Origin of the sequence: Castellaniella sp., from assembly GCF_034675845.1 — a bacterium.
Taxonomy (GTDB): domain Bacteria; phylum Pseudomonadota; class Gammaproteobacteria; order Burkholderiales; family Burkholderiaceae_B; genus Castellaniella.
The window spans coordinates 1348576-1369710 of record NZ_JAUCCU010000001.1 but is presented as its reverse complement, the minus strand read 5'-3'; the positions used below and the strand labels follow the sequence as shown (position 1 = coordinate 1369710).

Below are 21135 nucleotides of genomic sequence, written 5' to 3'. Positions count from 1 at the left end.
CATCATGGGCTTTCTCAACGGCAAACGCATCCTAGTCACGGGCGTGCTGTCCAATCGATCCATCGCCTACGGCATTGCGCACGCTTGCCGTGCCCAGGGTGCGGAAATCGCCCTGACCTATGTGGGCGAACGCTTTGAAGAACGCGTCCGGGGGTTTGCCAAAGACCTGGGCAGCGACATCGTCATCCCCTGCGACGTTGGCGACGACGCCCAGATCGCGGCGGCCATCGACAGCCTGGGCCAGCGCTGGGACGGCCTGGACGGCTTGGTGCACTCCATCGGCTTTGCACCCCGCGATGCCCTGGAAGGCGATTTCCTGGACGGCATGACCCGCGAAAACTTCCGCGTGGCACACGATATTTCCGCCTACAGTTTCCCCGCCCTGGCCAAGGCCGCCTTGCCCTTGCTGCAGGGGCGCCAGGGCTCCGTGCTGACCCTGACCTATCTGGGGGCCGAAAAAGCCATTCCCAACTACAACATGATGGGCCTGGCCAAAGCATCCCTGGAAGCCAGCGTGCGCTATCTGGCAAAATCCCTGGGTAAGCAGGGCCTGCGCGCCAACGGCATTTCCGCTGGCCCAATCAAGACCCTGGCCGCCAGCGGCATCCGGGACTTTTCCAACATGCTGAAATTCGTCGAAGCCCAATCCCCCCTGGGCCGCAACGTCACCATCGAAGACGTCGGCAACGCCGCCGCCTTCCTGCTGTCCGACCTGGCAGCCGGTATCACCGGCGAAATCCTGCACGTAGATTGCGGTTTCTCCAACACGATTCCGGGGATGGGCTGATAATAATGGGGTCAGACCCCGTTTTACACCTCAAAGAAAAAAATGGGGTCAGACACCATTTTTGAAATCAAAATGGTGTCTGACCCCATTTTTTTGTGTCTGACCCCATTGTTTGCCAACCCCATTATCTTCCCGCTAACGATAGGTAATGAAATGACCGAAGCGGAACGCAACCGCCAGAAACTCCAGGGTTTCCTGGAAGACAAGCTGAAATGGCACGAATATACCCATCTGGTGGTGGCCGATGACGACATGCCCCAGGCAGAATGGTTTATCCACACCATCGGTCTGGCCCGATCCAATCTGCCCGAGCTCATCATCACCGGCGTCTTGGATCATGCCCTGGCCATGGACGTCATCAGCGACGTAGTCGCCCATGCTAAACACCGTGATGGCCTGGCAGATGGCGAAACCCCGACAGATGCCGTGCGCATCCCCGTGCGCGTCGTGGACGTCACCACGCCATTCGTCTTGGCCCAGCGCGTTGCGCAGGCCAGCAATCGATTCGGCGCACACATCCGCGTCATGCAGATTCTCTGGGCCGACGAACATGGCCGGTTTCCCAGCGATCCTGGCTACGATCAGGCGGCTAATCCGCAGCAGTGGCTGCAGAATACATAAACAGAGCTACAGCGCGAATACCTCGTCCAAGGTCTCAGCATCCAGTAGTCGATCAAACCAGGCTTCCAGATCGGCAGCATTAGCCGATGAGATCCTATGGGTGATATTGGTGGGCAACGGGCCAAATCGCTTGGCCAATAAACGCTGCAGCAACAGCGCCTCACCAGCTTGGCGGCCTTCCTGACGACCTTCCTGTTTATATTGTTCAGCCCACTGGTCAAGTCGTTCCGACAGTCCCATTTTTATCTCCTCCAGGTCTTGGACCTGCGGCAAAACTAAAGCGTAGTCGCTGCGGCGTACCAGCACACTGCGTATCCAGGTGGCGAATGTCCGCCGTAATTCTGGTTTATCTTGCAGCATTTCGCTGATCAGGTCTACCAGCCCAATCAGGTCTTGCTTGCTTTCGGGGCGGTCGACACGCATCATGGCTGCCACCAGGTTATGCAGTTGAGCCAGATGTGCCGGGGTATAGCGTTTCTCGTCGATCAGCACATATTCCAGGCGGGGCAGATAGCGTGACAGGCGACCTGGCAGCTTGGGGATCAAGTCCGCGATATTGGTAGCCGCCCGCCAGCGCCGCTCGCCGTTGTACAGCACGATAGGCAGCACCGGCGGCAAACGGTAGTCGGATAATATCTCGCCTCGGCGGATCAGATCCTGATATAGCAGGCCCACATAGGTCAGGATGCGAACCGCCATCCAGGGGTCGACGCGGCTTTGGAACTCGATCAGCAGGTATAGGTAAACCCACTGATCATCAGCCCGTACCCGCCAGATGATATCGTCAGCGCGTTCGCGCAGATCGTCAGTGATGTAACTGCCAGAGACCCGTTCCAGGGTGGTGTAGTCCAGCTGATGCAGCCACTCATCGGGGATAAAACCCACGATCAGATCGCGCACCATCTCGGGCGAGGAAAACAGCAGCTTGTACGAAGCATCATGTGGTTTGACCATGCCCCTGATTGTCAGGGGATCACGCGCCCAGCAGACTGGTCGTGGGACACTTTTGCCCCTGCGTAAACAATGGGGTCAGACACCATTTTTATAGGAAATGGTGTCAGACACCATTTCCTGTTTATAGGAAATGGTGTCTGACCCCATTTCCGACATTTCCCATCATCCTCTAATACAATCCTCAGACTCCCCACAACTTATTGGCAAACACACATGAGCAGCACAGTCTGGAACGAAGGCTATTTCACTGACGCCACTTATACCTACGGCTATTACCGCGAAATCAATCCAGTATTTCAGCGGTTCTGTCTTTTGTTGCGCGGCTTTGCCGCCCAGGAATCCTCCACGCCGCAGCACTGCGAACTGGGGTTTGGCCAGGGGGTGTCTTTCAGCATCCACGCGGCCGCGAATCCTGGCCATTACGTCGGCACGGACTTCAACCCCACCCACGCCGCGCATGCCAACCAATTGGTCCAGGCGTCTGGTAGTGGCGCCCGGGTATGGGATGACAGCTTCGAGCAACTGCTGGAACGCACGGATCTGCCGCAGTTCGACAGCATCAGCCTGCATGGCATCTGGACCTGGATCAGTCTGGATAATCAAAAAATCGTCACTGAATTTGCCCGACGTCACTTGAAGCCTGGTGGCTATCTATACGTCAGCTATAACTGCTTTCCGGGTTGGTCGCCTGCCTATCCGCTGCGTCAGCTGTTTGCCTTGCACGATCGCTATATCCCAGGCGGAAGTGATGTGACCGCGCGGGTAGATAGCGCTATGAAGTTTTCCCAGGATTTGCTGGCAGCTGGCCCCGCCTATCTTAAGGCCGTGCCCAGCCTGCCCGAGCGACTGAAGCAGATCGTGAAGCAGAACCGCCATTATCTGGCACACGAATACCTGAACCATGAATGGAACTGCATGTATTTTTCTGACGTCGTCGAGGCGTTGGGGCCAGCAAAGCTGGATTATGCCTGCACAGCTGTTCCGTTGGACATCGTCGAATCGGTCAACCTGACCGCCGAAGCGCGGACATTCCTGGCCTCCATCGCGCACCCCATCCTGCGTGAACAGGCGCGCGACTACTTCATCAATCAGCAATTCCGCAAAGACCTATATATGCGCGGCCCCATCACGCTGTCGCCGGCACAGCGTCGCCATCAGCTGCTGCAAACGCGGTTTGTGCTGCTGAAGCACGCGCCGGATGTGCCCCTGAAAGTCAATACCGCTGGGGGTGAGGCGACCTTACAGGAATCCGTTTATCGCCCCCTGCTGGACGCATTGGCCGGCCAGCAACATGCCCCCAAGACCCTGCGCGACCTGGTTGCCGCCTTACCCGGTTTAGCAGAACCCCAGGTGCTTGAGGCCCTGATTGTGCTGGTGGGCACGGGGGTGGCAGCCCCCTGCCAGACTGACGCTGCCGCCCGCCAGGTGCATAAGCGCTGCGATCAGCTGAACCGTCACCTGATGGAGCGCGCACAATACTCCAACGATATCGACGCACTGGCCAGTCCGGTGCTGGGCGGGGGGGTTGCCGTAGGGCGTTTCCACCAGCTATTTCTGCTGGCTCGGGCACTGGGTCGAAAAAACCCGCCTGAATGGGCGCAACACGCTTGGCAGATCATTGAATCCCAGGGCCAGCGTTTGCTGAAAGATGCTAAAACCTTGGAAACCCCCGAGGAAAACCTGGCCGAGCTGAATCAGCAGGCTGCGGATTTTGCCGTGAAGAATTTGCCGGTGCTCAAGGCGCTGCAGGTTGCATAGCGAGTTAAAGTAAAAAAGGGTCGCCCTTTTTGGGGCGACCTTCCTGCCACTGGGGCTTTCGCCATGTATCTGTTCCGTCAAACATCCACCGCCCAGCCGCCTGGGGTGGTCAGCCTGCAGCAACGTCTTGGCGGTTTGCAGTGTCTGCGTGCCATTGCAGCATTTGGGGTCGTTTTGCAGCATGCAATTTATTATGCTTGCCAAGCGCTTGGTCTGGATTATATGCAGTACCTGAAAATTGGCTTTGGCGGTATTGGCGTCAATCTGTTTTTTACGATCTCAGGGTTCGTCATGGCGGGTTGCCTATCCCAGGGAAATCGGTTTTTTTGGAATCGAATCCAGCGTATTTATCCAGGGTATTGGCTGACCATTGCGGTGTCAGCATTGTTATTGATTAATCCGGTCTATCAGTGGTCGTTCAGCTGGACCAGTTTTTTCTTGATGCCAACCGATTTGAATCATAGCTACCATATTCCTTACTGGACACTGGCCTACGAGCTTGGGTTTTATTTTTTGGTGGCCAGCGTGATTGCTTTGCGCTGCTCGGTGCAGACCATTACCCGACTTTGTGTGATCTGGCTGCTGATGATTGTGCTGGTATCCAGGTACACATCAGTTTCTGTGGTGGCTCCCGGTCTCTGGCTCTGGCTGTCTCCTTATAATATATTTTTTATTGCTGGATTTTTGCTGGGCCTGCATTATCACTATGTGCGAAACCTGCCCTCGCTGCCTTTGGCTTTGGCAGCGATTGTGCTTTGTGCATTGGGCGAAATTCTGTATGTTACCTCGTCGGCAGGAGCGCTGATGCTGTATGCCTTGGGTCTTGCCGCAGTCTTGTTGCTGGGGGTGCGGCATTTGAATATCCCTTGGCTGGAACGCATCGGGGATGCATCGTATGGTATTTATCTGGTTCATGCTCCGGTGATTGTGCTGTTTATTGCGCTTGTGCAAGACCAACTGACTGGATTTTATCCCCTGATGCTGGCCTCCTTGGTGTTTTCAATGGTGGTTTCTATTATTTATGGCTTGGGGGAATTCAAGCTATACACCATGATCAAGAAAAACATTCGGGCCCTGACCGTGCGCCGTACTCGTGGATAAACCGTCTTTTTAGATCATAAAAAATGAAAAGCCTGAATACAAGCTATCTGCCCCGTCTGGATCATCTTAGATTTTATGCCGCTGCCTTGGTCCTGCTTTATCACTATTTCCATCAGTTTATCGGGAATGTGCAGTTTTCCAATCCGATTGCCAGCCTGATCAATGAAGGGCATGTGGGGATCGGCCTTTTCATGGTGCTTAGCGGGTTTATTTTTTCTGTGATTGCCCAGCAAAAGACCGTCCGTTATGGTTGGTTTGTTTATAACCGGTTCATTCGGATTTACCCGTTGTATATTTTTGCGGTTTTCCTGGCTGTGACCCTGATGGTCTATAACCAGGGGCAAAGCCGCAGCGTATTCGATATTATTGCCTGGCTGCTGGCCTTCAGGCCTGAAACCATTGCCCAGTTATCCTATTTTTCCCACCTCTGGACGATTCCAGTCGAGTTTTCCTTTTATCTGCTGTTTCCCTTTCTGCATGCGTTTTTTCAGCGTTGGGGGCTTAAATACTTCGTCGGTATTTCCCTGTTGTTGCTGATTGTGCGGTCAGGTGTTTATCTGGAATTCGGCTCAGTGCGGTTTTTGGCCTACGAAACCTTGTTTGGCCGTCTGGATCAATTCCTGATCGGTTATGTATGCGGCTGGATGTACAGCAGTGGACAAGGCCGGCGTCTGTTTTCAAATGCATTGGCGCTGCCGGTGTCCTTTGCCATTTTGCTGTTTGCCGTCCGTTGGTTGAATCATCATGGTGGCTCGCCCAATATGGATGCGGCCTGGTGGATTGTCTGGCCCTTGGTCGAAGGCCTGGCCTGGGCGCTGCTGGTGCTGTCCTATATGTACTTTCGGTTCCGTCTGCCAACGGCACCTGGTCGAATCCTGGCCAAGCTCGGGGAACTCAGCTTTTCCATCTATGTGGTGCATATGTTTGTGGTGATGGTCGTGGCAAAGCACGTCCCGCTTATTCCCTTGCTACATGATCAGGCCACCAATGTGGTGCTGAATGGCCTGCTGGTCGCCCTGCCGGCCACGCTACTGATTTCTCTTTTGACGTACCACCTGATCGAAAAGCCTTTCCTGCAATACCGGCGTGTTTATGTGCGGGATCTCAAACAGCCCGATTAATGGTTTTTGCGGCGTAAAAAAGACGTCCAGCGCCAGGATCGTGACCGCTGCATGGCTTCTAGTTGCTTGATCAGTTGTTCGTGTTCGACCATTGTGGACTGAAGGGATGCTTGCAAACTGGCAAGCTGTTCTTCCAGGGTATCGACCTGGGCCAGCCGATCGGACACAGACTTCAGCCAGGTTTGTTGATGGTGCTCTGGCTGCGTCTGCCGGACAGAAACATCAGCTTCCTGGGCGCGCGGACTATCGGTCTCGGATATCGTCGTAGGCGCCAGCGTTGCCTGCATGATCACCTGGTAGGCCCGGCCCACCGGATTAGCTGCCAGGTGGTGGCGCAGGGGGGAGGGCAGGGCATCCCAATACGCGACAAACTCTGGGTGATGCGGCCCGGTATCGGCGGTTTGCACCTGGGTGACTGCAAATCCTGCCTGATGCAGCATCTGCTGCAGGCTTTGCCGGGTAAAAAAGTGCACATGTGTGCGATCCAGCAGGCCGGTGTCGCGGTATGGGAAGGCGTCGCATAGCAGCGCCGCCAGCACCCCGCTGTGGGCGATATTGGGTACTGACACGACCAAGCGCCCCTGAGGGGACAGCAGGCGGCGCAGCTGCAGCAGGCAGCCCAGGGGGTCGTGCAGGTGTTCCAGCACATCGGCGGCCAATACCGTGTCAAATGACGCGTCGGCCAGGCCTGCGGCCCAATCGGGCGATTCCAGATTCGCGACGCGGGCATCAATGCCGTGGGCGCGGGCGGCCTCGGCGGCGGCGGGATCGGCTTCCAGGCCGATCAGTTGGCATTGATAGTGCCGGGTCAGCACCACCGACATCGCCCCGGCGGCACAGCCTAATTCCAGCACCCGCTGCCCATGGCCGATCAGGCGGCAGATTTGCGCGGGGGTGCTGTCGTCATCCGGATCGAATTGATAATCGTAGCGTGATGTCGCTGGCATACTTCAGGCCTCTGGGGCGGGTTCGGGCGGAGCGGTTTTCAGTTCGATGGCCAGCATGGGGATACCCACCAGCCCCGCCGACACTGCACTGCATTGTGAACGAAACAGCAGCGCGTCGTGAATCCAGTGGTGCTGGGCGTGGTCTTCCTGGGTGCCATCGGCCACGGCCACGGCAATCGAATAATCGCCTACTGGCAACAACGGCATGGGAAACCGGAAATTGGCAATCAGTTGTTGGTTGACCGTGGCGGCTACCGGGCTATCGGCATAATCCAGATAGGTATTATCACCAAATAGCGTCTGCCCCAGGCGGTCTTTCACATAAAAACCCACAATCGGGCGATCCAGGGGCTGATGGATGGCAATATGGATGGTCAGGATGGTGATTTCCCCCCCCCACGACCCAGGCCAGGCGTTCACCTTCCGGATTGCTCAGAAAAACATCGGTGACCTGCGCCCCGCCTTGGCCAAAGCTGGCTTGTTGAGGATCGAAACGAAAGATTTCCAGGTCATTGCGCAAATTGCTGGCATTGATATAGGGCAGGCGGGCATCGTGCCATTGCTGGGGCTGGGCGGTTTCGGTCTGGCTGCCGCGCACCGCCTGGCGCTGATTCTGGCTGCCGAACAACCAGGCCAGGTAGGATTCGCAGACGTCTTTTGCGCTGCCATGCTGGCGGATGCTCCCATCGGCCAGCCAGATGGCGCGCTGGCACAGATTGGTGACGGCACTGCTGTCATGGCTGACGAATAAAATTGTTCCTGTTTCGCGAAATTTTCGCAAAAACCGCATGCATTTCTGGGTGAACAGTGCATCCCCTACTGCCAGGGCCTCGTCGATCACCAGGATGTCGGCATCCACATGGGCAATCACGGCAAACGCCAAACGCACGTACATACCTGACGAATAGGTCTTGACCGGCTGATCAACAAATTCGCCAATATCGGCAAATGCAAAAATATCATCCAGGCGCTCATCCACCTGGCGGGGGCTGAGCCCCAGAATAGAGGCATTCAGATAGACGTTTTCGCGGCCGGTGAATTCTGGATTGAAGCCTGCGCCCAGTTCCAGTAGCGCAGCGATGCGGCCATGCACCGTGACTTGGCCTTGGGTGGGGGTCAGGGTGCCGCAAATCATTTGCAGCAGGGTGGATTTTCCTGAGCCATTGCGCCCGATGATCCCAATGGTTTCGCCGCGCCGCACCTGGAAGCTGATGTCGTCCAGGGCGTGGAATTCGCGAAACAAAGTGCGCCGGGTGAAATGCTGTAATAAACGATCCTGGGGGCGTTTATATAGGCGAAAGGTCTTGCCCACGCCACGCACGTCGATGGCAATGTCGGCCTGTTTGTCTGGGGCGGGCGTTGTCGGCTGGCTGAGATCAGAGCACATCGGCAAAGCCTTTTTTCAGTTTATGGAAAGCAGCCAGTCCGGCGCAGGCTACGGCCATGGCCACCAGCATATACAGCCCCAGGGCTGTGAAATCGGGGGCTTGGCCATGCAAAATGACGGCGCGGGCTTGCTCGATGATGACAGTCAAGGGATTCAGCTGAAAGAAAATATGAAAACGCGCCGGCAGATTGGAAATCGGATAGAACACGGGCGACAAGAACATCAACACCATGCTGACCAGCCCCATCAGCTGGGCGATATCACGCAGATAAACCCCCAGGGCGGCCAGCAGCCAGCTGATGCCTGCCAACATCACCAGATAAGGCAGCAGCACAACCGGCAGCCACAGGATCGTCAGGTACAGGTGATGTTCCAGCGTCGCAAAAAACACCAGCAGGACGACCACACTGATGGCGGCGTGGAACAGCGCCGAGATCAGATTGACGATTGGCAGGGTGTCCAGCGGAAACAGGACGCGTTTGACGTAGCTGACATTGGACACGACCAAAACGGGAGCGCGGTTAAAGCATTCGGCGGCCAAGCCATGGATAATCAAGCCCACAAAAAGCTGCAGGGCATAATCCAGTGGCGATGTAGAGTCCGCCGACCAGCGGGCCTTGAAGATGCCGCTGAACACAATGGTATACACCGCCAGCATCAGGATGGGGGTCAGCAGCGACCATGCCAGGCCACCCGCCGACCCGCGATAGCGCCCGAGGATGTCGCGCCAGGCCATGCGGGCGATCAACTGCCGGTGTTGCCACAGGGCAGGAAATTGGGTAGTCAGGGTGGATTTCAAGGCTGGATAGAGGGTGACGACAGGTAGAATCCAAGTTTACCAGTTGGCGCGGAAAATCTTGGCCACCAGGCAGCAAGAAGCAGCGCGCGCATCAACTTTTCATGAATCAATAATCGGGATGATGGCAATGGGTGACAAGCTGGATGCCGACCGGCGCTTACAGTTGGCCAAGGCGCGGGCGCAGGCGGCAGATGTCTGGCGGGCTCAGGTGGAAACCGGCGCGGTCTTGCATCGGCAGCGGGCAGCGCGCCTGGACGCCCAGACAAAACAGCAGCAAGTAGTGGCACGCCGCTTGCAGCACCATATCGATGAACTCAATGCCGTGTTGGATGTGCGGGATGCGGAGATCAGTCGCCAGCAACGAGACATCAGTTGGTTGCAGGAACAAATCCGTCTGTGGCGCATGGGGAAAATGCGCCGTGCGCTGCGGCAGATCCGGGCGCGCTTACGGCAACAAGCCCTGGGCTCCGCCCTGGATCAGGGCCGTCCGGCAGCAGGGTTGGCTGCCCCCGTCACCGCACCGGAAAACACCGGCACCGTGCTCGCGTCGGACAGCCCTGATGCGGCACCGGAAAATCCCGCTTTTGTCGCAGGCGCGCAGGCCCGGCAGGATAGCTTGCCCGACCTTTGGTTGATCACTGCCCTGGGGCAGTCTCCGGCTGTTGATGCGCAACTGCAGCAGATGCTGGCCACTTTGAAAAACCGGGCCAATATCTTTCTGTGGAACCTGGGCGATGCCGTCCAAGCTGCCATCCAGGACAGCGTTGCAGGCTATGCGACGGCCCCGGACGCCAGGGAAGACTATGCCCTGGCACGGCAATATGTGCGCCAGGCCCACGGCTGGCTGGCCCAGCATGCGCCCGATTGCACGGCCCTGGTGTTGGGCCAGCACTGCAAAAGCGTCTTGCCCGCGCTGGTGGGCTGCCGGGTGCCGGTGTTGTGCGTGCTGCCGGATGCCGCCGTCTATGCCGACGACATTTATTTTTGGCAAGAACTGTTTTTTTGGGCGGACTACACGGCTTTTGTTTCCGCCTCGGCCCGTCGCCAGGCGCTGGCGATTTGTTCTTATCTGCGGCTTGATCATGTCGGTTTGTTGCCGGGGGCGCCTTGGGCGCCTGCCGTCCAGCCTGCCGCGACCAATATACCCGCTACCCCAGAACCTCCCGCTATACGGCAGGTTCTGGGCTGGGGCCGGCCAGCCGTGCCGGGGGGCTGGACGCCTTCGTGCAATGCGCATTGGCCTTGAAGCAGGCGGGCGATGCCGCATCCAACTGGCATTTCCTGTGGCTGCTGGATGATGCCGGTACTGCGCCAGACCCCGAATTCCTGCTCGACCTGCGCGAAGAAATCGCCCTGGCAGGTTTGTCTAATCTGATTTCTCTGGATTATCTGACCGAAAAAACCAGGGCTGATGGCGGAGTGCTTCCGCAGGCGGATCTGTGCCTGCTGCCCCATCGCACCCCGCTATCCCAATCGCCTGCGGGGTATTTGCTGGGCCAGGGTATCCCGGTACTGGGGTTTGCCGGGGTCGATGGCGCACCCCAGGCCATTGCTGATCAGGGCTTTGCCCAGCCCTGCCTGGCCCCCCTGGGAGACATTCCCGCTCTGGCCCAGCGCTTGCTGGTTTTGGTGGGCGATGATCAGGCCCGTCAGGGGCTGGCGACGGCCTTGGCGCAGGCCGACTGGCGGGCGCTGGGCCAAGGCGCCTATGCGGACGCCATCCTGGGCCTGTGCGCCCAGGCCAAAGACCGGATGCAACAGGCATGGCAGGACGAGGCCGTCTTGACGCAATCCGGCCAGTTGGATGCGGCATTCATGGGGGAAATCGTCAACCTGAAGGACGAGCCTGTTTGCAGTGATGCCCTTAGCTACATTCATGCCTGGCGCTGCGGCATGGGGGCGCGCAAGCCCAGGGCTGGGTTTCATCCTGGCATTTATGCGCAACACCATGTCGCGAAGCTGGATGCCGCCGATGGGGCCGCATCGCCGCCAATATTGCAGCCCACCCCCTTTGCAGATTATCTGCGCCAGGGCTGCCCCGTCGGCCCTTGGGATTTTCCCGTCATCCGGCCAGGGGCTTTGCCTGAACACTGGCGCCCTGCCTTGCGCACGGCCTTGCATATCCACGCCTATTACCCCGATATGCTGGTGGACATGATCGATCGTCTGCACCTCAACCGGACCCGGCCTGATTTATTCATCAGCGTGCCCGGGGCCGTCCAGCAGGCACAGGCCACCGATCTATTGGCGGATTACCAGGGACGGGTGTTGTCCATCGAGATCGTCCCCAATCGGGGGCGCGATATCGGGCCGTTCATCAGCACGTTCGGGGCACAATTGGCGCGTGATTATGATTTGATCGGTCATATTCACACCAAGCGCAGCCCCCATGCAGATCGTCAGGTCATCGAGCGCTGGCGGGTGTTTCTGATGGAAAATCTGCTGGGTGGATCACAAGGGGGGGCCATGCTGGATCAGATCGTCGCACAGATGGCGGCGCATCCCCAATGGGGGATGGCCTTTGCGGATGATCCACTGCTGTTGGGTTGGGATGGCAATTTGCAATGCGCCCAATTGCTGGCCCAGTGGATGGGCGTTGCCAACTTGCCCCAGCAATTTTTGTTTCCGGCAGGCACCATGTTCTGGCTGCGGCCCCAGGTACTGCAGCCTTTTCTGGATCTGGGCTTGCAGTACGACGATTACCCGGACGAACCGCTGCCGGTGGATGGCAGCGTCCTGCATGCGCTGGAGCGCCTGTTTGGGGCTGTCCCCCAGGCACAGGGGGTGCAGATTGCCGTGACCAGCGTGCCAGGCCTTAGCCGCTAGTCTGTTGTTGCAGGAAATCCGCCGCTTTTTTCTGCAAGATTTCCTGGCAATCCGTAATCATGGTCAGATAACGGCTGTTGCCGATGCCCCATAGGGTGGAGTCCAGTTCTTTGCGCAGGCTGGCCACGAACGGCAAGGCAATCACTGCCCGCAACTGGGTGCGGCTGCCCAGGTATTGGTCAATGGTGTTGCTGTGCTCGTCGGCAGTGCCTGGGTTCCAGTCAGCCAGCAGTTGCAGGGCGCGGGGGCTATAGATATTACAGACTGCGCTGATCATGCGGTTGACCGTGATAAAGCGCATGCCCTCGAAGTCATCCACCCGCGAAATCTGGGTGTCGCCGTGGACCACGGCAATCAGGCCGCAAAATACGTCCCATTGCTCGTCCAGCTGATCCAGGTAGCGATGGATGATTGCCATTTTTTCCTCGAAATCCGGGCCGACCTCGGCGTCGTCCTCCAGGACCGTCAGGCGCTTCAGTTGCTGGCGCAAGGCATGGTTTGCCATGGCCCCATACGACAGTCCACAGCCGATCCAGCCAGGCGTATACCGTACACCGTCGAACACGATGCTGTTGCGCACAGGGGTGGTCATGTAGTCGCGCCGCCGGGTGATGGTCTCGGGCATGGACAGAATCAGCCGGGGGTTGGCATCGACAGGCTGTATGGGCGGGTTCAGATAGGGCGGCTGGTGATTCAGATGATGATAAGGCAGTAATTTGGCCCCCACCATGAATCGGTCAAACAAAAAACAGAAACGCTGCCAGCTTTGGCGGGTGCTGCGGGCAATGGCGTCGGCTGGGATTGGATTGTCCAGCGCGCCCTGGATTGCGTCCAGCATGGCATTGGCATCGCCTTCGGGGAAAAACCGCACCACGCCGTCCAGCTCTGGGTAATCTGCCTGATCCTGGGCTGATTCTGACACCACAGGCACGCCCAGGGCCAGGCATTCCTGGATGCGGGGGGTTTCCAGCAGCGCGTTTTCGTAATAGTGCAGATTGATTACCAGCCTGGCGCGGCGGATTTCGCGCTTCATGTCGTCGCCAAAGACCTCGCTGCAGCAATGCACATTGAAGCGTTTCTGCAGTGCCTGCAACAGGGCCTGGCGGCGCGGCGAACTGGCCGCATCGCCATAAAAAAGCACATCGTATTGCTTGGGTTCGGGGGGCTGTCCGTCGAGATAATCCGGGTCTGACCCAATCGGCAGGTAATTGGTGTGCGGAAACCGGATCTGTTTGTCTTGCAGGAAATCCAGATTGACCAGCGCATAGTCCAGCACGCCCCGGCAGTTCAGCAGGGTGTTCAGGTATGCCTTGGTAAACCAGCGCGAGCTGACGGATTGTTCCATCTGGAAAAAGAACGTGCGTTCTGGTGGGGGCAGCCGCGTAAAAACCTGCGGGCACAGCACGATATGGAAATGAGCCTGGATCGTGTCGGGAACCTGGGTGGTGATCTGTGTGCTGCAGCCCAACTGGGCCAGCCGACGAGCCAGCAGATGGGCGATGAACAGAGTGTGCGGCGGGGTGATGATGCACCACTGCAGGATTGTGCCGGGCAGGATGTCGCCGGGGTGTTCTGCGTACATCGGCGTGGCATGACGTAGATGCTGGATACGGGCAATCAGGCTGCTGAATTCTCCGCGGGCGACATAGCCCAGGGCGTTGCGGGCGCGAGTAAGAAAACGACGCACAGGATTGGATAGCATGAGCAGCGTAGGTCAAGAACTGGGCCGATAAGGGGCCAGCCTATTAAAAGGTGAAAGTACAGGTGCCCATATTATAGCTGTTTGCCACCAAACGCCCTATCGTCCTGTGCCTGATGGTTAATAATTTCATTAGAAATCAGTCATTTAAAGCTATATTTCAAAGTAATCAAATGGTGTGTTTTTTTTACACTAGATTTGCACTAAATCCAGTGCATTAATCTAGTGTAAGGAAATCACATGCAATATCCGATCCCGCAGGCCTTTGACGCTGCCCATTATCTGGCCCAGAATCCAGATGTCTATGCCGCAGGCCTGAACACCCCTGCCGCCGCTTGGCAGCATTACATCAACTATGGCGCGGCAGAGTCCCTGCAGGGGGCGACCAGTCGCGCCCCGGCCCCCTGGTTCGACGCCGTCTGGTATTTGGCCCAGAATCCCGATCTGGCCATGGCGGGGCTGTCCCCTCCGGACTTGTTCATCCATTATCTGACCTGGGGCATGGCCGAAGGCCGCAGCCCCCAGCCCAACCGCCTGACAATCCAGTCGGATACCCTGACCGGTACCGACCGCGATGAGGTCTTTCATGCGCCCATTGTCCAGGTCGACGCCACCCACACCAGCACCCTGCAGCTGGGCGACCGCATTGATGGCGGCGCGGGCACCGATACCCTGATCGCCGATCTGGCGGGCGGCACAATCGCCCCGCAACTGACTGGCATCGAGCATCTGCAACTGAGTGCCTATTACCCCACCACCGTGCTGGCCGCCCACATCCAAGGGCTGGCGGACTTGACCATTACCCAATCCCTGGCGCCGCTGACCATCCAGCAGTTGCCCGACCTGGTGGACGTGCACCTGAACAATCTGGTTTCTGTGAAGGACCCGGCAGGCCAGCCCAACCACATCACCCTGGGCTACCAGCCTCAGGCGCTGGATGGCCGCGCAGTACAGCATCTGAGCTTGGACAATGTCTGGCTAAAGCCCGGCGGCGCCCAGCTGTATTTCAATACCCATGGCCCCGCCAGCCTGAATATCCTGGACATCAGCGTCAGTGGGGTTTCGGCGTTGGGGGGCATTGCCGGGGCCCCTGGCCCAGGCTTTGGCGGTCAGCCATCCACGGTATTGGATGGCCTGCACACCGTGCGTGTCGACGCCCAGGCTGCCGTCGATCTGGGCGTGCTGGCCGCCCCGCATCTAAAGCTGCTGGACGCCAGCGCATCCCTGGCTGGTGTCGCCGTGGATCTATCGCTGGTCAAAACCGCCAGTTTGGCCATCCACGGAGGGGCAGGGGACGATGCCTATGCCATCAGCATCCAGCAGCCCATCCATCTATCCACTGGCGGTGGTCGTGACACCCTGGTGCTGAAAGGCCTGGGCACGCCCGTGCTGGATGCCCCCGTCGTGCTCTATGGTCAACATACGTCCGCCAGCGTGGATGTTGCCCTGGCGGCCCGGCACGGTGCCAGTGATCCTTTGTTGGTTTACTGGCAGGACGCGACGGGCCAGGTCTGCTTGGGATTGGATGGTGATGGCAGCCAGGGCAGCAGCGGCATCCAACTGCTGGCAGTCATCGGGGATTTGTCCTTGTCTGATATTGCCGGGGGGCTGAGTTTGATTTACTAAATCACCAAGCTCACTGTTTCCACCGCTTCGCGCAGCCTTTCGCGGCTTAGGTGGGCATATCGACTGGTTGTTCGGATATCGGCATGTCCCAGTAGTTCCTGTACCTCGTATAGGCTGCGTCCGGCATTCACCAGAAAGCTGGCAAAACTATGGCGTAGGGCTAAATGGGGTCAGACACCATTTTTAATATATAAAATGTATAGATATCGCCAATCAGACCTGATTAATCTCGAAACACGTCATCCAGTTCAGTGGCGTCCAGAATGTTCAACGACCAGGTTTCCAGCTGTGCGACCGTCGCGGTCCGAATGCGTTGGTTGATGTTGTCCGTCTGTGGGCCAAAGCGGCGTTGAATCAATCGCAGCAGAAATTGAGCCTGCCCCTCGATGCTGCCTTCTTTTTTGCCTTCGGCAGTGTTTGTCCCGATAGTGGTTGGCCTGCAATTGCGCCATGACGACCACGGCAAAAGGGTTGCTGGGGGCCAGGGATTCCAGTTCGTTCCAGCGGCTGCGCCATGTCTCCAATTCTACGACAGGAAAGATGCACCGCTTACCCGGTGATTACGTCGACACAGTACAGAGGCGGAGTCGGCTTAGGTTGGCGACTGCCGCCCCAGCCATTGAACTGTCCCCCTCAATTGTTCTCCGCACCATCTAGTTTTAGCTTTGCTTGTCGTGGCAACGGCACCTGACCGCCTGTACCACTAATTCCTGCTAAATAACATAGCGGAACCTTTTGCTTTGTCGTAAGCCTAAGCCAGCATAGGAATCCGTGCCGTTGTGCTTATGCAACATCTCCGCCGCAATTTTACGATTCCCTACTTGCCTGCTTTCCGGGCTGTATTGTCTTGTAGTACCTTGGTTGAATACCCAAAAGGACTGCAATTCCCTGTATTGACAGCCAGTGGCATAGTGTTAAACTTCGCCGGTGTTATTGATGGGTAGGTTTACGACGGTCGTCGGGTACCTGCTTAGATAACATCCATCGATGGGTGTAACCCGAAACAAACTAGGACGACTATCACTATGGTTAATCCGTACTTCAACGCACAATACTATTTGAACAACAACCCTGACGTAGCCGCTGTGGTCGGTCTGTCCAGCCAAGGCGCTTGGGACCACTACATCGCTTTCGGCGCCAACGAAGGCCGTAAGCCTGCTCCGTGGTTTGACAGCCAGTTCTATCTGGCCGATAACCCAGACCTGATCGATGCCGGCCTGACCGTTGCCGATCTGTTCTCGCACTTCACCACGTTTGGCATCAATGAAGGCCGTGCTCCTTCCGCTAGTGCCCAACTGACCCCCGCTAATCTGCTGGCCTATGCTCTGGCTAACCCAGATCTGCAGACTGCCTTTGGCATCGACTCCAAAGCCACTTCACTGACCGACGCCCAGCAAGATCAACTGGCTAACCAGTTCTACGCTTTTGGCTACGAAGAAGGTCGTCCTGGTGCTCCGTTCGACAGCAACCCAGATGCAGGCCAGACTTTCACGCTCACTAATGCTGTGGGTGAAGTCGTAAATGGCACGATCGGCAACGATACGTTCTATGCTGTGCTGGGCGATGGTACTGTCACCACTAGCACCCTGAATATGGGTGACCAGATTGACGGCGTTTCTGGCAATGATGTTCTGAACCTGGCAATTGGCGCTGGCGCTACGGGCATCCCTGCTGGCGTGAAGATTGCCAACATTGACACAGTCAATCTGGATGTATCTGCAGCGGCTGCCGCTGGCACAATCCTGTCTGCTGCTTCCTATGCTGGTGTTCAGAACCTGAACCAAATCAGTAATGGGGCTGCGAATTTTGGTGCGGTTACTGCAGCCAGTGGCGTCGAGGTCGGCTTCAGCAGCGCGAATGCTCAAGTTATTGCAGCTGCTGCAACCGTTAATTTCGGTGCTACCGCAACAGAAGGCACAGTCAACCTGAATGGTGTGGGCTCCACATCTAATGTTGTGCTGAATGCTGCTGCTCCTGCTAACGCCAAGCTGGGCACTCTGCATATTGATGGCAACTTGAACGTCGTGGCAGGTACGGCTAATTCCACGCTGAATGTGGATCTTAACAGCCTCGCCAAACTGACCACTTTGGACGTAGATCTGACGTCAAATACTAATGTTGTTATTGCAGATGCTGGGAAACTGAAGGTCATTGATGGCGCTGACTCCAGCGGCAACTTGGCCATCACAGCAGCTCAAGCAAGTTTCACTGCTCTGACGGCTCTGTCTACTGGCTCTGGTAACGACCAGATCACCATCACCGCAGCTGCTGCTGGGAAAGCGCTAGAAGTTGATGCTGGTGCCGGTGCTGACGCTATCTCCGTGTCGGCCATCACTGCCACAACCAAGGCGTTTTCCCTGACGGGCGGCGATGGCGCCGATACGTTTGTAGTTGCTGGTACTAATGTTGGTGCCACAATTGCTGATTTCGTGTCCACGGTCAAGGTCACCGATTTTGGTGTTGGGGCTGATAATCTTGATTTGACCAGCTTTACTGGTGCCAAGGTGGCCAATACGACGCTACAGGCGCAGGTCAATAGCATAGATTTCACTGGTATGGATCTTGTTGGGGCACTGACAGCGGTTGGTGCTTTGACAAACGCTAACGCCGCAGGGAATAATGTTGTCACTCACTTTCTTTTCGAGGGCAACACCTATGTCTATGTTGATGAGGCTACAACCGACGGCTTTAATGCTGGTGACATGGTGATCGAGTTGGCCGGTGATGTCGCAGCTAACTTGGCTGGTCATATCCTGCTTGCCTAATCTAAACCTTGGTTTGACAGGCCGGGAAGACTCGGCCTGCTTCTAACTCAGCAGATCAAAGTTTAATGTTCTGAAGTCAAGCTGCAGGGGTTTTCCCAGATGGCAAGACAAATGGAGCACAGATCATTTGATCGCTTAGGCTATAAGAAACACCCTAAGCCGGACCCATCTGTTAAGACAGACGGGTTCGGCTTAGTCGTTGATGCCATCAGATAAAATCGTCAAGACGGCCCTGACCGGATGCTTATGATGGAGCCAGAAAAAAATGGGGTCAGACACCATTTCTTTTGTAAACGCTCCATTTTTCCCATGATTGTTCGCGCCCGCTCTGTGGGGCATCGTATCGGTTCTGCAAGCAAACAGGAGAACCGAGGATGTCGACGAGTCGAGGACCAGGGCAGGCCTGGTGGGAAATGCACCTTGACGCGATAGCGCGCGAGGGCATTGGCGCCACGGCCTACGCGCAGCGTGAGGGGTTGCCGGTCTCAAGCCTGTATTATTGGCGCCGGCGCCTCAAAGCCCTGGAGCGGAAGGCTCAGGTGCCCGTCAAGGCGGTGGCTGCGCCGGTTGCGCGCCAGTTTGTGCCGGTCAGCGTGGGTCCGCTCGCCGCTGTCGATCACCCTGTCGCGGCGGATCGCCATGTACTGGTGCTGGGCGCTGGCCTGCGTCTGGAGCTGCCCGGCTTGCCCAGCCCGCAGTGGCTGGCGCAGGTGCGTCAGGCGCTGACTGAGCAGGTGCATTGATGCACCCGGGAGTGGCGATTGGGCAGGTCTACTTGTGCTGCGTGCATCGCCAGCGCAACCGCATCAAGATTCTGTATTGGCATCGCAACGGCTTTTGCCTTTGGCAGAAGCGGCTGGAGAAAGAGCGCTTTGCCTGGCCCGCGCCAGGCGCGCAAGCGACCGTGACACTCACCCCCAAAGAGTTGGAGTGGCTGTTGGAAGGGTTTGATTTATGGGCGAATTATCCTCATAAAACACTGAAATATCAGTCAGTTATGTGATAATTCTGGTATAATTATGCATGTCTGATCGCCCTGCAGCCACCCCATCCTTCCCCCCTGAGCACAGCCCCGAAATCGGCGCTGTGCCGACCTCGGTTGAAGCCTTCCAGGCGGCATTGAAAGCCGAGCGCGAAAAGACGCTGGCCGAGTTACGGGCCACGCTGCAGGCGCAGAACGAAACCCACCTTCACGCCTTGCGTTCGGCGATGCAATCCGAGTTCGAGAGGAAACTGCAAGAAGGGATTGCCGCCGGCGTCGCCACAGGGGTCGCCGAGGCGGTGCAACGCATCCTTGAGCAATGGCGCTTGGCCCGGCATCAGGTGTTCGGCCCCAGTAGCGAGTCGCACCAGGGCGAGCTGTTTAACGAAGTGGAAGCCTTGGCCGAGCAGGCCGCTGATCTCGAAGACGCACACGAGGGCGCGCCCGCGCACAACACGCCTCGCCCCAAGCGCGGTCATCGCCGCGCTTTGCCGCCCGAGCTGCCCCGCGTCGAGTTCCTGGTCGATGTCCCCGAAGCAGAACGCCAATGCGCCTGCGGCACCCCCATGGTGCGTATCGGCGAAGACGTGAGTGAACAGCTGGACATCGTGCCGATGCAAATCCGCGTGATCCGCACGGTGCGCCCGCGCTACGCCTGCCCCAAGGGCGATCAGGCACCGGTACAGCAGCCGGCACCGGCGCAGGTCCTGCCGCGCAGCAACTTCAGCGCCGGGTTCCTGGCGATGATGGCGGTGGTGAAGTATGTCGACGGCCTGCCTCTGGCGCGCTTCGAGAAGGTGATGGCCCGCCACCAGGTGGACGTCCCACGCCAGAGCATGACGCGGGCCATGATCAGGCTCGCCCAGGCCTTGCAGCCGCTGCACAATCTGGCCCGCGACACCTTGCTGGATGCGCCCGTCATCCACATGGATGAAACCACGGTTCAAGTGTTGAAAGAACCAGGGCGAAGTCCGACCTCTAAAAGTTATATGTGGGTGCAGCGCGGCGGGCCGCCGGGGCGCACGGTGGTGTTGTTTGATTACGAGGCGAGCCGTTCGGGGCAGATACCGGTACGCCTGCTCGAAGGCTGGCAGGGTTACCTGATGACCGACGGGTACGAAGGCTACGCGCCGGTGGCGCGCCTGCCCGGTGTGGAGCACCTGGCGTGCGCAGCCCATGCTCGGCGCAAGTTCGTCGAAGCCAAACGGGTCAGCCCCAAAGGCAAGAGTGCCCGCGCAGACCACGCGCTGGATCTGTTCGCCCGGCTGTATCGTATCGAGGCCAAGCTGAAAACAGCGAGCGATGCGCAGCGCTTCGAGGCGCGCCAGACCCACAGCCTGCCGATCCTGCAAAAGCTGCGTGCATGGTTGGATGAAACCCTGCCGGGGGTCACGCCCAGGAGCAAGCTGGGCGAAGCGTTGGGATATCTGCACAAGGTCTGGCCGCGCCTGATCCGCTATACCGAGTGCGGCGATTTGCCCATCGATAACAACCCCGCAGAAAACGCCATCAGGCCGTTTGTGATTGGCAGAAAAGCGTGGCTTTTTGCGGATACCCCGGCGGGTGCACACGCCAGCGCGGTACTGTATTCGCTGCTGGAAACGGCCAAGGCCAACGGGCGCGAGCCCTATGCGTGGCTGCGCTTTGTGCTGGAACACCTGCCGATGGCCCAAACAGTGGACGAAATCGAGGCGCTGTTGCCGTGGAATACTCATGACCAAGATTTAGCCATGAATCTCGCCGCCTGGGAATAATGGGGGAG

17 protein-coding genes and 2 pseudogenes are annotated in these 21135 nt (G+C 57.7%); 12 read left to right on the top strand and 7 right to left on the bottom strand.

The window, feature by feature from the left end; translation table 11 throughout:
• Window positions 1–4: 4 nt before the first annotated feature.
• Window positions 5–787, top strand: coding sequence for an enoyl-ACP reductase FabI (gene fabI / locus VDP81_RS06565; RefSeq protein WP_322995571.1), 783 nt, complete (start codon window positions 5–7; stop codon window positions 785–787).
• A 153-nt stretch (window positions 788–940) separates the two neighbouring features.
• Window positions 941–1408, top strand: coding sequence for a DUF4262 domain-containing protein (locus VDP81_RS06560; protein WP_323011869.1), 468 nt, complete (start codon window positions 941–943; stop codon window positions 1406–1408).
• Between the two features lie 6 nt (window positions 1409–1414).
• Here the strand turns inward: VDP81_RS06560 and VDP81_RS06555 are convergent, their stop codons facing one another.
• A complete protein-coding gene (locus VDP81_RS06555) occupies window positions 1415–2362 on the bottom strand; it encodes an Rpn family recombination-promoting nuclease/putative transposase (protein WP_323011868.1) in 948 nt (315 codons plus the stop codon).
• Window positions 2363–2575: 213 nt separating this feature from the next.
• Here VDP81_RS06555 and VDP81_RS06550 point away from each other — a divergent pair, with 213 nt between their 5' ends.
• From VDP81_RS06550 to VDP81_RS06540, 3 genes are all read left to right on the top strand, one after another.
• Window positions 2576–4120: a class I SAM-dependent methyltransferase gene (locus tag VDP81_RS06550; RefSeq protein ID WP_323011867.1), complete on the top strand. Its 1545-nt coding sequence runs from the start codon at window positions 2576–2578 to the stop codon at window positions 4118–4120.
• 63 nt (window positions 4121–4183) lie between these two features.
• Window positions 4184–5221: an acyltransferase gene (locus tag VDP81_RS06545; RefSeq protein WP_323011866.1), complete on the top strand. Its 1038-nt coding sequence runs from the start codon at window positions 4184–4186 to the stop codon at window positions 5219–5221.
• A gap of 23 nt (window positions 5222–5244) precedes the next feature.
• Window positions 5245–6342, top strand: coding sequence for an acyltransferase (locus tag VDP81_RS06540; protein ID WP_323011865.1), 1098 nt, complete (start codon window positions 5245–5247; stop codon window positions 6340–6342).
• Here VDP81_RS06540 and VDP81_RS06535 read toward each other — a convergent pair.
• From VDP81_RS06535 to VDP81_RS06525, 3 genes and pseudogenes are all read right to left on the bottom strand, one after another.
• Window positions 6339–7289 (bottom strand): class I SAM-dependent methyltransferase, encoded by a 951-nt coding sequence (locus VDP81_RS06535; RefSeq protein ID WP_323011864.1) that lies wholly within the window; start codon window positions 7287–7289, stop codon window positions 6339–6341. The two genes, VDP81_RS06540 and VDP81_RS06535, sit on opposite strands and share 4 nt — an antisense overlap.
• Before the next feature lie 3 nt (window positions 7290–7292).
• A pseudogene (locus tag VDP81_RS06530) lies at window positions 7293–8676 on the bottom strand (ABC transporter ATP-binding protein).
• Window positions 8666–9412: an ABC transporter permease gene (locus tag VDP81_RS06525; protein ID WP_323012398.1), complete on the bottom strand. Its 747-nt coding sequence runs from the start codon at window positions 9410–9412 to the stop codon at window positions 8666–8668. The pseudogene VDP81_RS06530 and the gene VDP81_RS06525 overlap by 11 nt, the downstream one beginning before the upstream one ends.
• Window positions 9413–9593: 181 nt before the next feature.
• Here VDP81_RS06525 and VDP81_RS06520 point away from each other — a divergent pair, with 181 nt between their 5' ends.
• Both VDP81_RS06520 and VDP81_RS06515 read left to right on the top strand, forming a co-directional pair.
• Complete coding sequence (locus VDP81_RS06520) at window positions 9594–10721, top strand: hypothetical protein (RefSeq protein ID WP_323011863.1); 1128 nt, start codon at window positions 9594–9596, stop codon at window positions 10719–10721.
• Window positions 10700–12301 (top strand): rhamnan synthesis F family protein, encoded by a 1602-nt coding sequence (locus tag VDP81_RS06515; RefSeq protein ID WP_323011862.1) that lies wholly within the window; start codon window positions 10700–10702, stop codon window positions 12299–12301. The genes VDP81_RS06520 and VDP81_RS06515 overlap by 22 nt, the downstream gene beginning before the upstream one ends.
• Here VDP81_RS06515 and VDP81_RS06510 read toward each other — a convergent pair.
• Complete coding sequence (locus VDP81_RS06510; protein ID WP_323011861.1) at window positions 12291–14003, bottom strand: hypothetical protein; 1713 nt, start codon at window positions 14001–14003, stop codon at window positions 12291–12293. The genes VDP81_RS06515 and VDP81_RS06510 overlap by 11 nt on opposite strands.
• Before the next feature lie 237 nt (window positions 14004–14240).
• Here VDP81_RS06510 and VDP81_RS06505 point away from each other — a divergent pair, with 237 nt between their 5' ends.
• Window positions 14241–15626 carry a hypothetical protein gene (locus VDP81_RS06505; protein WP_323011860.1) on the top strand — a complete coding sequence of 462 codons (1386 nt, stop codon included), beginning with the start codon at window positions 14241–14243 and terminating at the stop codon, window positions 15624–15626.
• Here VDP81_RS06505 and VDP81_RS06500 read toward each other — a convergent pair.
• Together VDP81_RS06500 and VDP81_RS06495 are read right to left on the bottom strand one after the other, a co-directional pair.
• Window positions 15623–15775, bottom strand: a pseudogene (locus VDP81_RS06500) (tyrosine-type recombinase/integrase); the annotation flags it as partial. The gene VDP81_RS06505 and the pseudogene VDP81_RS06500 sit on opposite strands and share 4 nt — an antisense overlap.
• 74 nt (window positions 15776–15849) lie before the next feature.
• Window positions 15850–16092 carry a DUF4351 domain-containing protein gene (locus tag VDP81_RS06495; protein ID WP_323011859.1) on the bottom strand — a complete coding sequence of 81 codons (243 nt, stop codon included), beginning with the start codon at window positions 16090–16092 and terminating at the stop codon, window positions 15850–15852.
• 559 nt (window positions 16093–16651) lie between these two features.
• On the opposite strand from VDP81_RS06495, the gene VDP81_RS06490 reads away from it, so the two are divergent.
• The 4 genes from VDP81_RS06490 to tnpC all read left to right on the top strand — a co-directional run bounded on the left by VDP81_RS06490 (window position 16652) and on the right by tnpC (window position 21127).
• Window positions 16652–18391: a hypothetical protein gene (locus tag VDP81_RS06490; protein ID WP_323011858.1), complete on the top strand. Its 1740-nt coding sequence runs from the start codon at window positions 16652–16654 to the stop codon at window positions 18389–18391.
• 374 nt (window positions 18392–18765) lie between these two features.
• Window positions 18766–19134, top strand: coding sequence for an IS66 family insertion sequence element accessory protein TnpA (gene tnpA, locus VDP81_RS06485; protein ID WP_269360395.1), 369 nt, complete (start codon window positions 18766–18768; stop codon window positions 19132–19134).
• Entirely contained in the window at window positions 19134–19394 is a 261-nt protein-coding gene (gene tnpB / locus VDP81_RS06480) for an IS66 family insertion sequence element accessory protein TnpB (protein ID WP_323011857.1), read from the top strand. The genes tnpA and tnpB overlap by 1 nt, the downstream gene beginning before the upstream one ends.
• Before the next feature lie 206 nt (window positions 19395–19600).
• Window positions 19601–21127 (top strand): IS66 family transposase, encoded by a 1527-nt coding sequence (gene tnpC / locus VDP81_RS06475; RefSeq protein WP_322995367.1) that lies wholly within the window; start codon window positions 19601–19603, stop codon window positions 21125–21127.
• Window positions 21128–21135 lie beyond the last annotated feature (8 nt).

What these genes read in the sequence shown, in the direction of transcription:
- VDP81_RS06550 (WP_323011867.1), top strand. Translation starts at nt 2,576, where the DNA reads ATGAGCAGCACAGTCTGGAACGAAGGCTATTTCACTGACGCCACTTAT.
- VDP81_RS06535 (WP_323011864.1), bottom strand. Translation starts at nt 7,289, where the DNA reads ATGCCAGCGACATCACGCTACGATTATCAATTCGATCCGGATGACGAC.
- VDP81_RS06545 (WP_323011866.1), top strand. Translation starts at nt 4,184, where the DNA reads ATGTATCTGTTCCGTCAAACATCCACCGCCCAGCCGCCTGGGGTGGTC.
- VDP81_RS06540 (WP_323011865.1), top strand. Translation starts at nt 5,245, where the DNA reads ATGAAAAGCCTGAATACAAGCTATCTGCCCCGTCTGGATCATCTTAGA.
- VDP81_RS06525 (WP_323012398.1), bottom strand. Translation starts at nt 9,412, where the DNA reads ATGGCCTGGCGCGACATCCTCGGGCGCTATCGCGGGTCGGCGGGTGGC.
- VDP81_RS06510 (WP_323011861.1), bottom strand. Translation starts at nt 14,003, where the DNA reads ATGCTATCCAATCCTGTGCGTCGTTTTCTTACTCGCGCCCGCAACGCC.
- VDP81_RS06560 (WP_323011869.1), top strand. Translation starts at nt 941, where the DNA reads ATGACCGAAGCGGAACGCAACCGCCAGAAACTCCAGGGTTTCCTGGAA.
- tnpC (WP_322995367.1), top strand. Translation starts at nt 19,601, where the DNA reads ATGCAATCCGAGTTCGAGAGGAAACTGCAAGAAGGGATTGCCGCCGGC.
- VDP81_RS06505 (WP_323011860.1), top strand. Translation starts at nt 14,241, where the DNA reads ATGCAATATCCGATCCCGCAGGCCTTTGACGCTGCCCATTATCTGGCC.
- VDP81_RS06490 (WP_323011858.1), top strand. Translation starts at nt 16,652, where the DNA reads ATGGTTAATCCGTACTTCAACGCACAATACTATTTGAACAACAACCCT.
- VDP81_RS06555 (WP_323011868.1), bottom strand. Translation starts at nt 2,362, where the DNA reads ATGGTCAAACCACATGATGCTTCGTACAAGCTGCTGTTTTCCTCGCCC.
- tnpA (WP_269360395.1), top strand. Translation starts at nt 18,766, where the DNA reads ATGTCGACGAGTCGAGGACCAGGGCAGGCCTGGTGGGAAATGCACCTT.
- tnpB (WP_323011857.1), top strand. Translation starts at nt 19,134, where the DNA reads ATGCACCCGGGAGTGGCGATTGGGCAGGTCTACTTGTGCTGCGTGCAT.
- VDP81_RS06520 (WP_323011863.1), top strand. Translation starts at nt 9,594, where the DNA reads ATGATGGCAATGGGTGACAAGCTGGATGCCGACCGGCGCTTACAGTTG.
- fabI (WP_322995571.1), top strand. Translation starts at nt 5, where the DNA reads ATGGGCTTTCTCAACGGCAAACGCATCCTAGTCACGGGCGTGCTGTCC.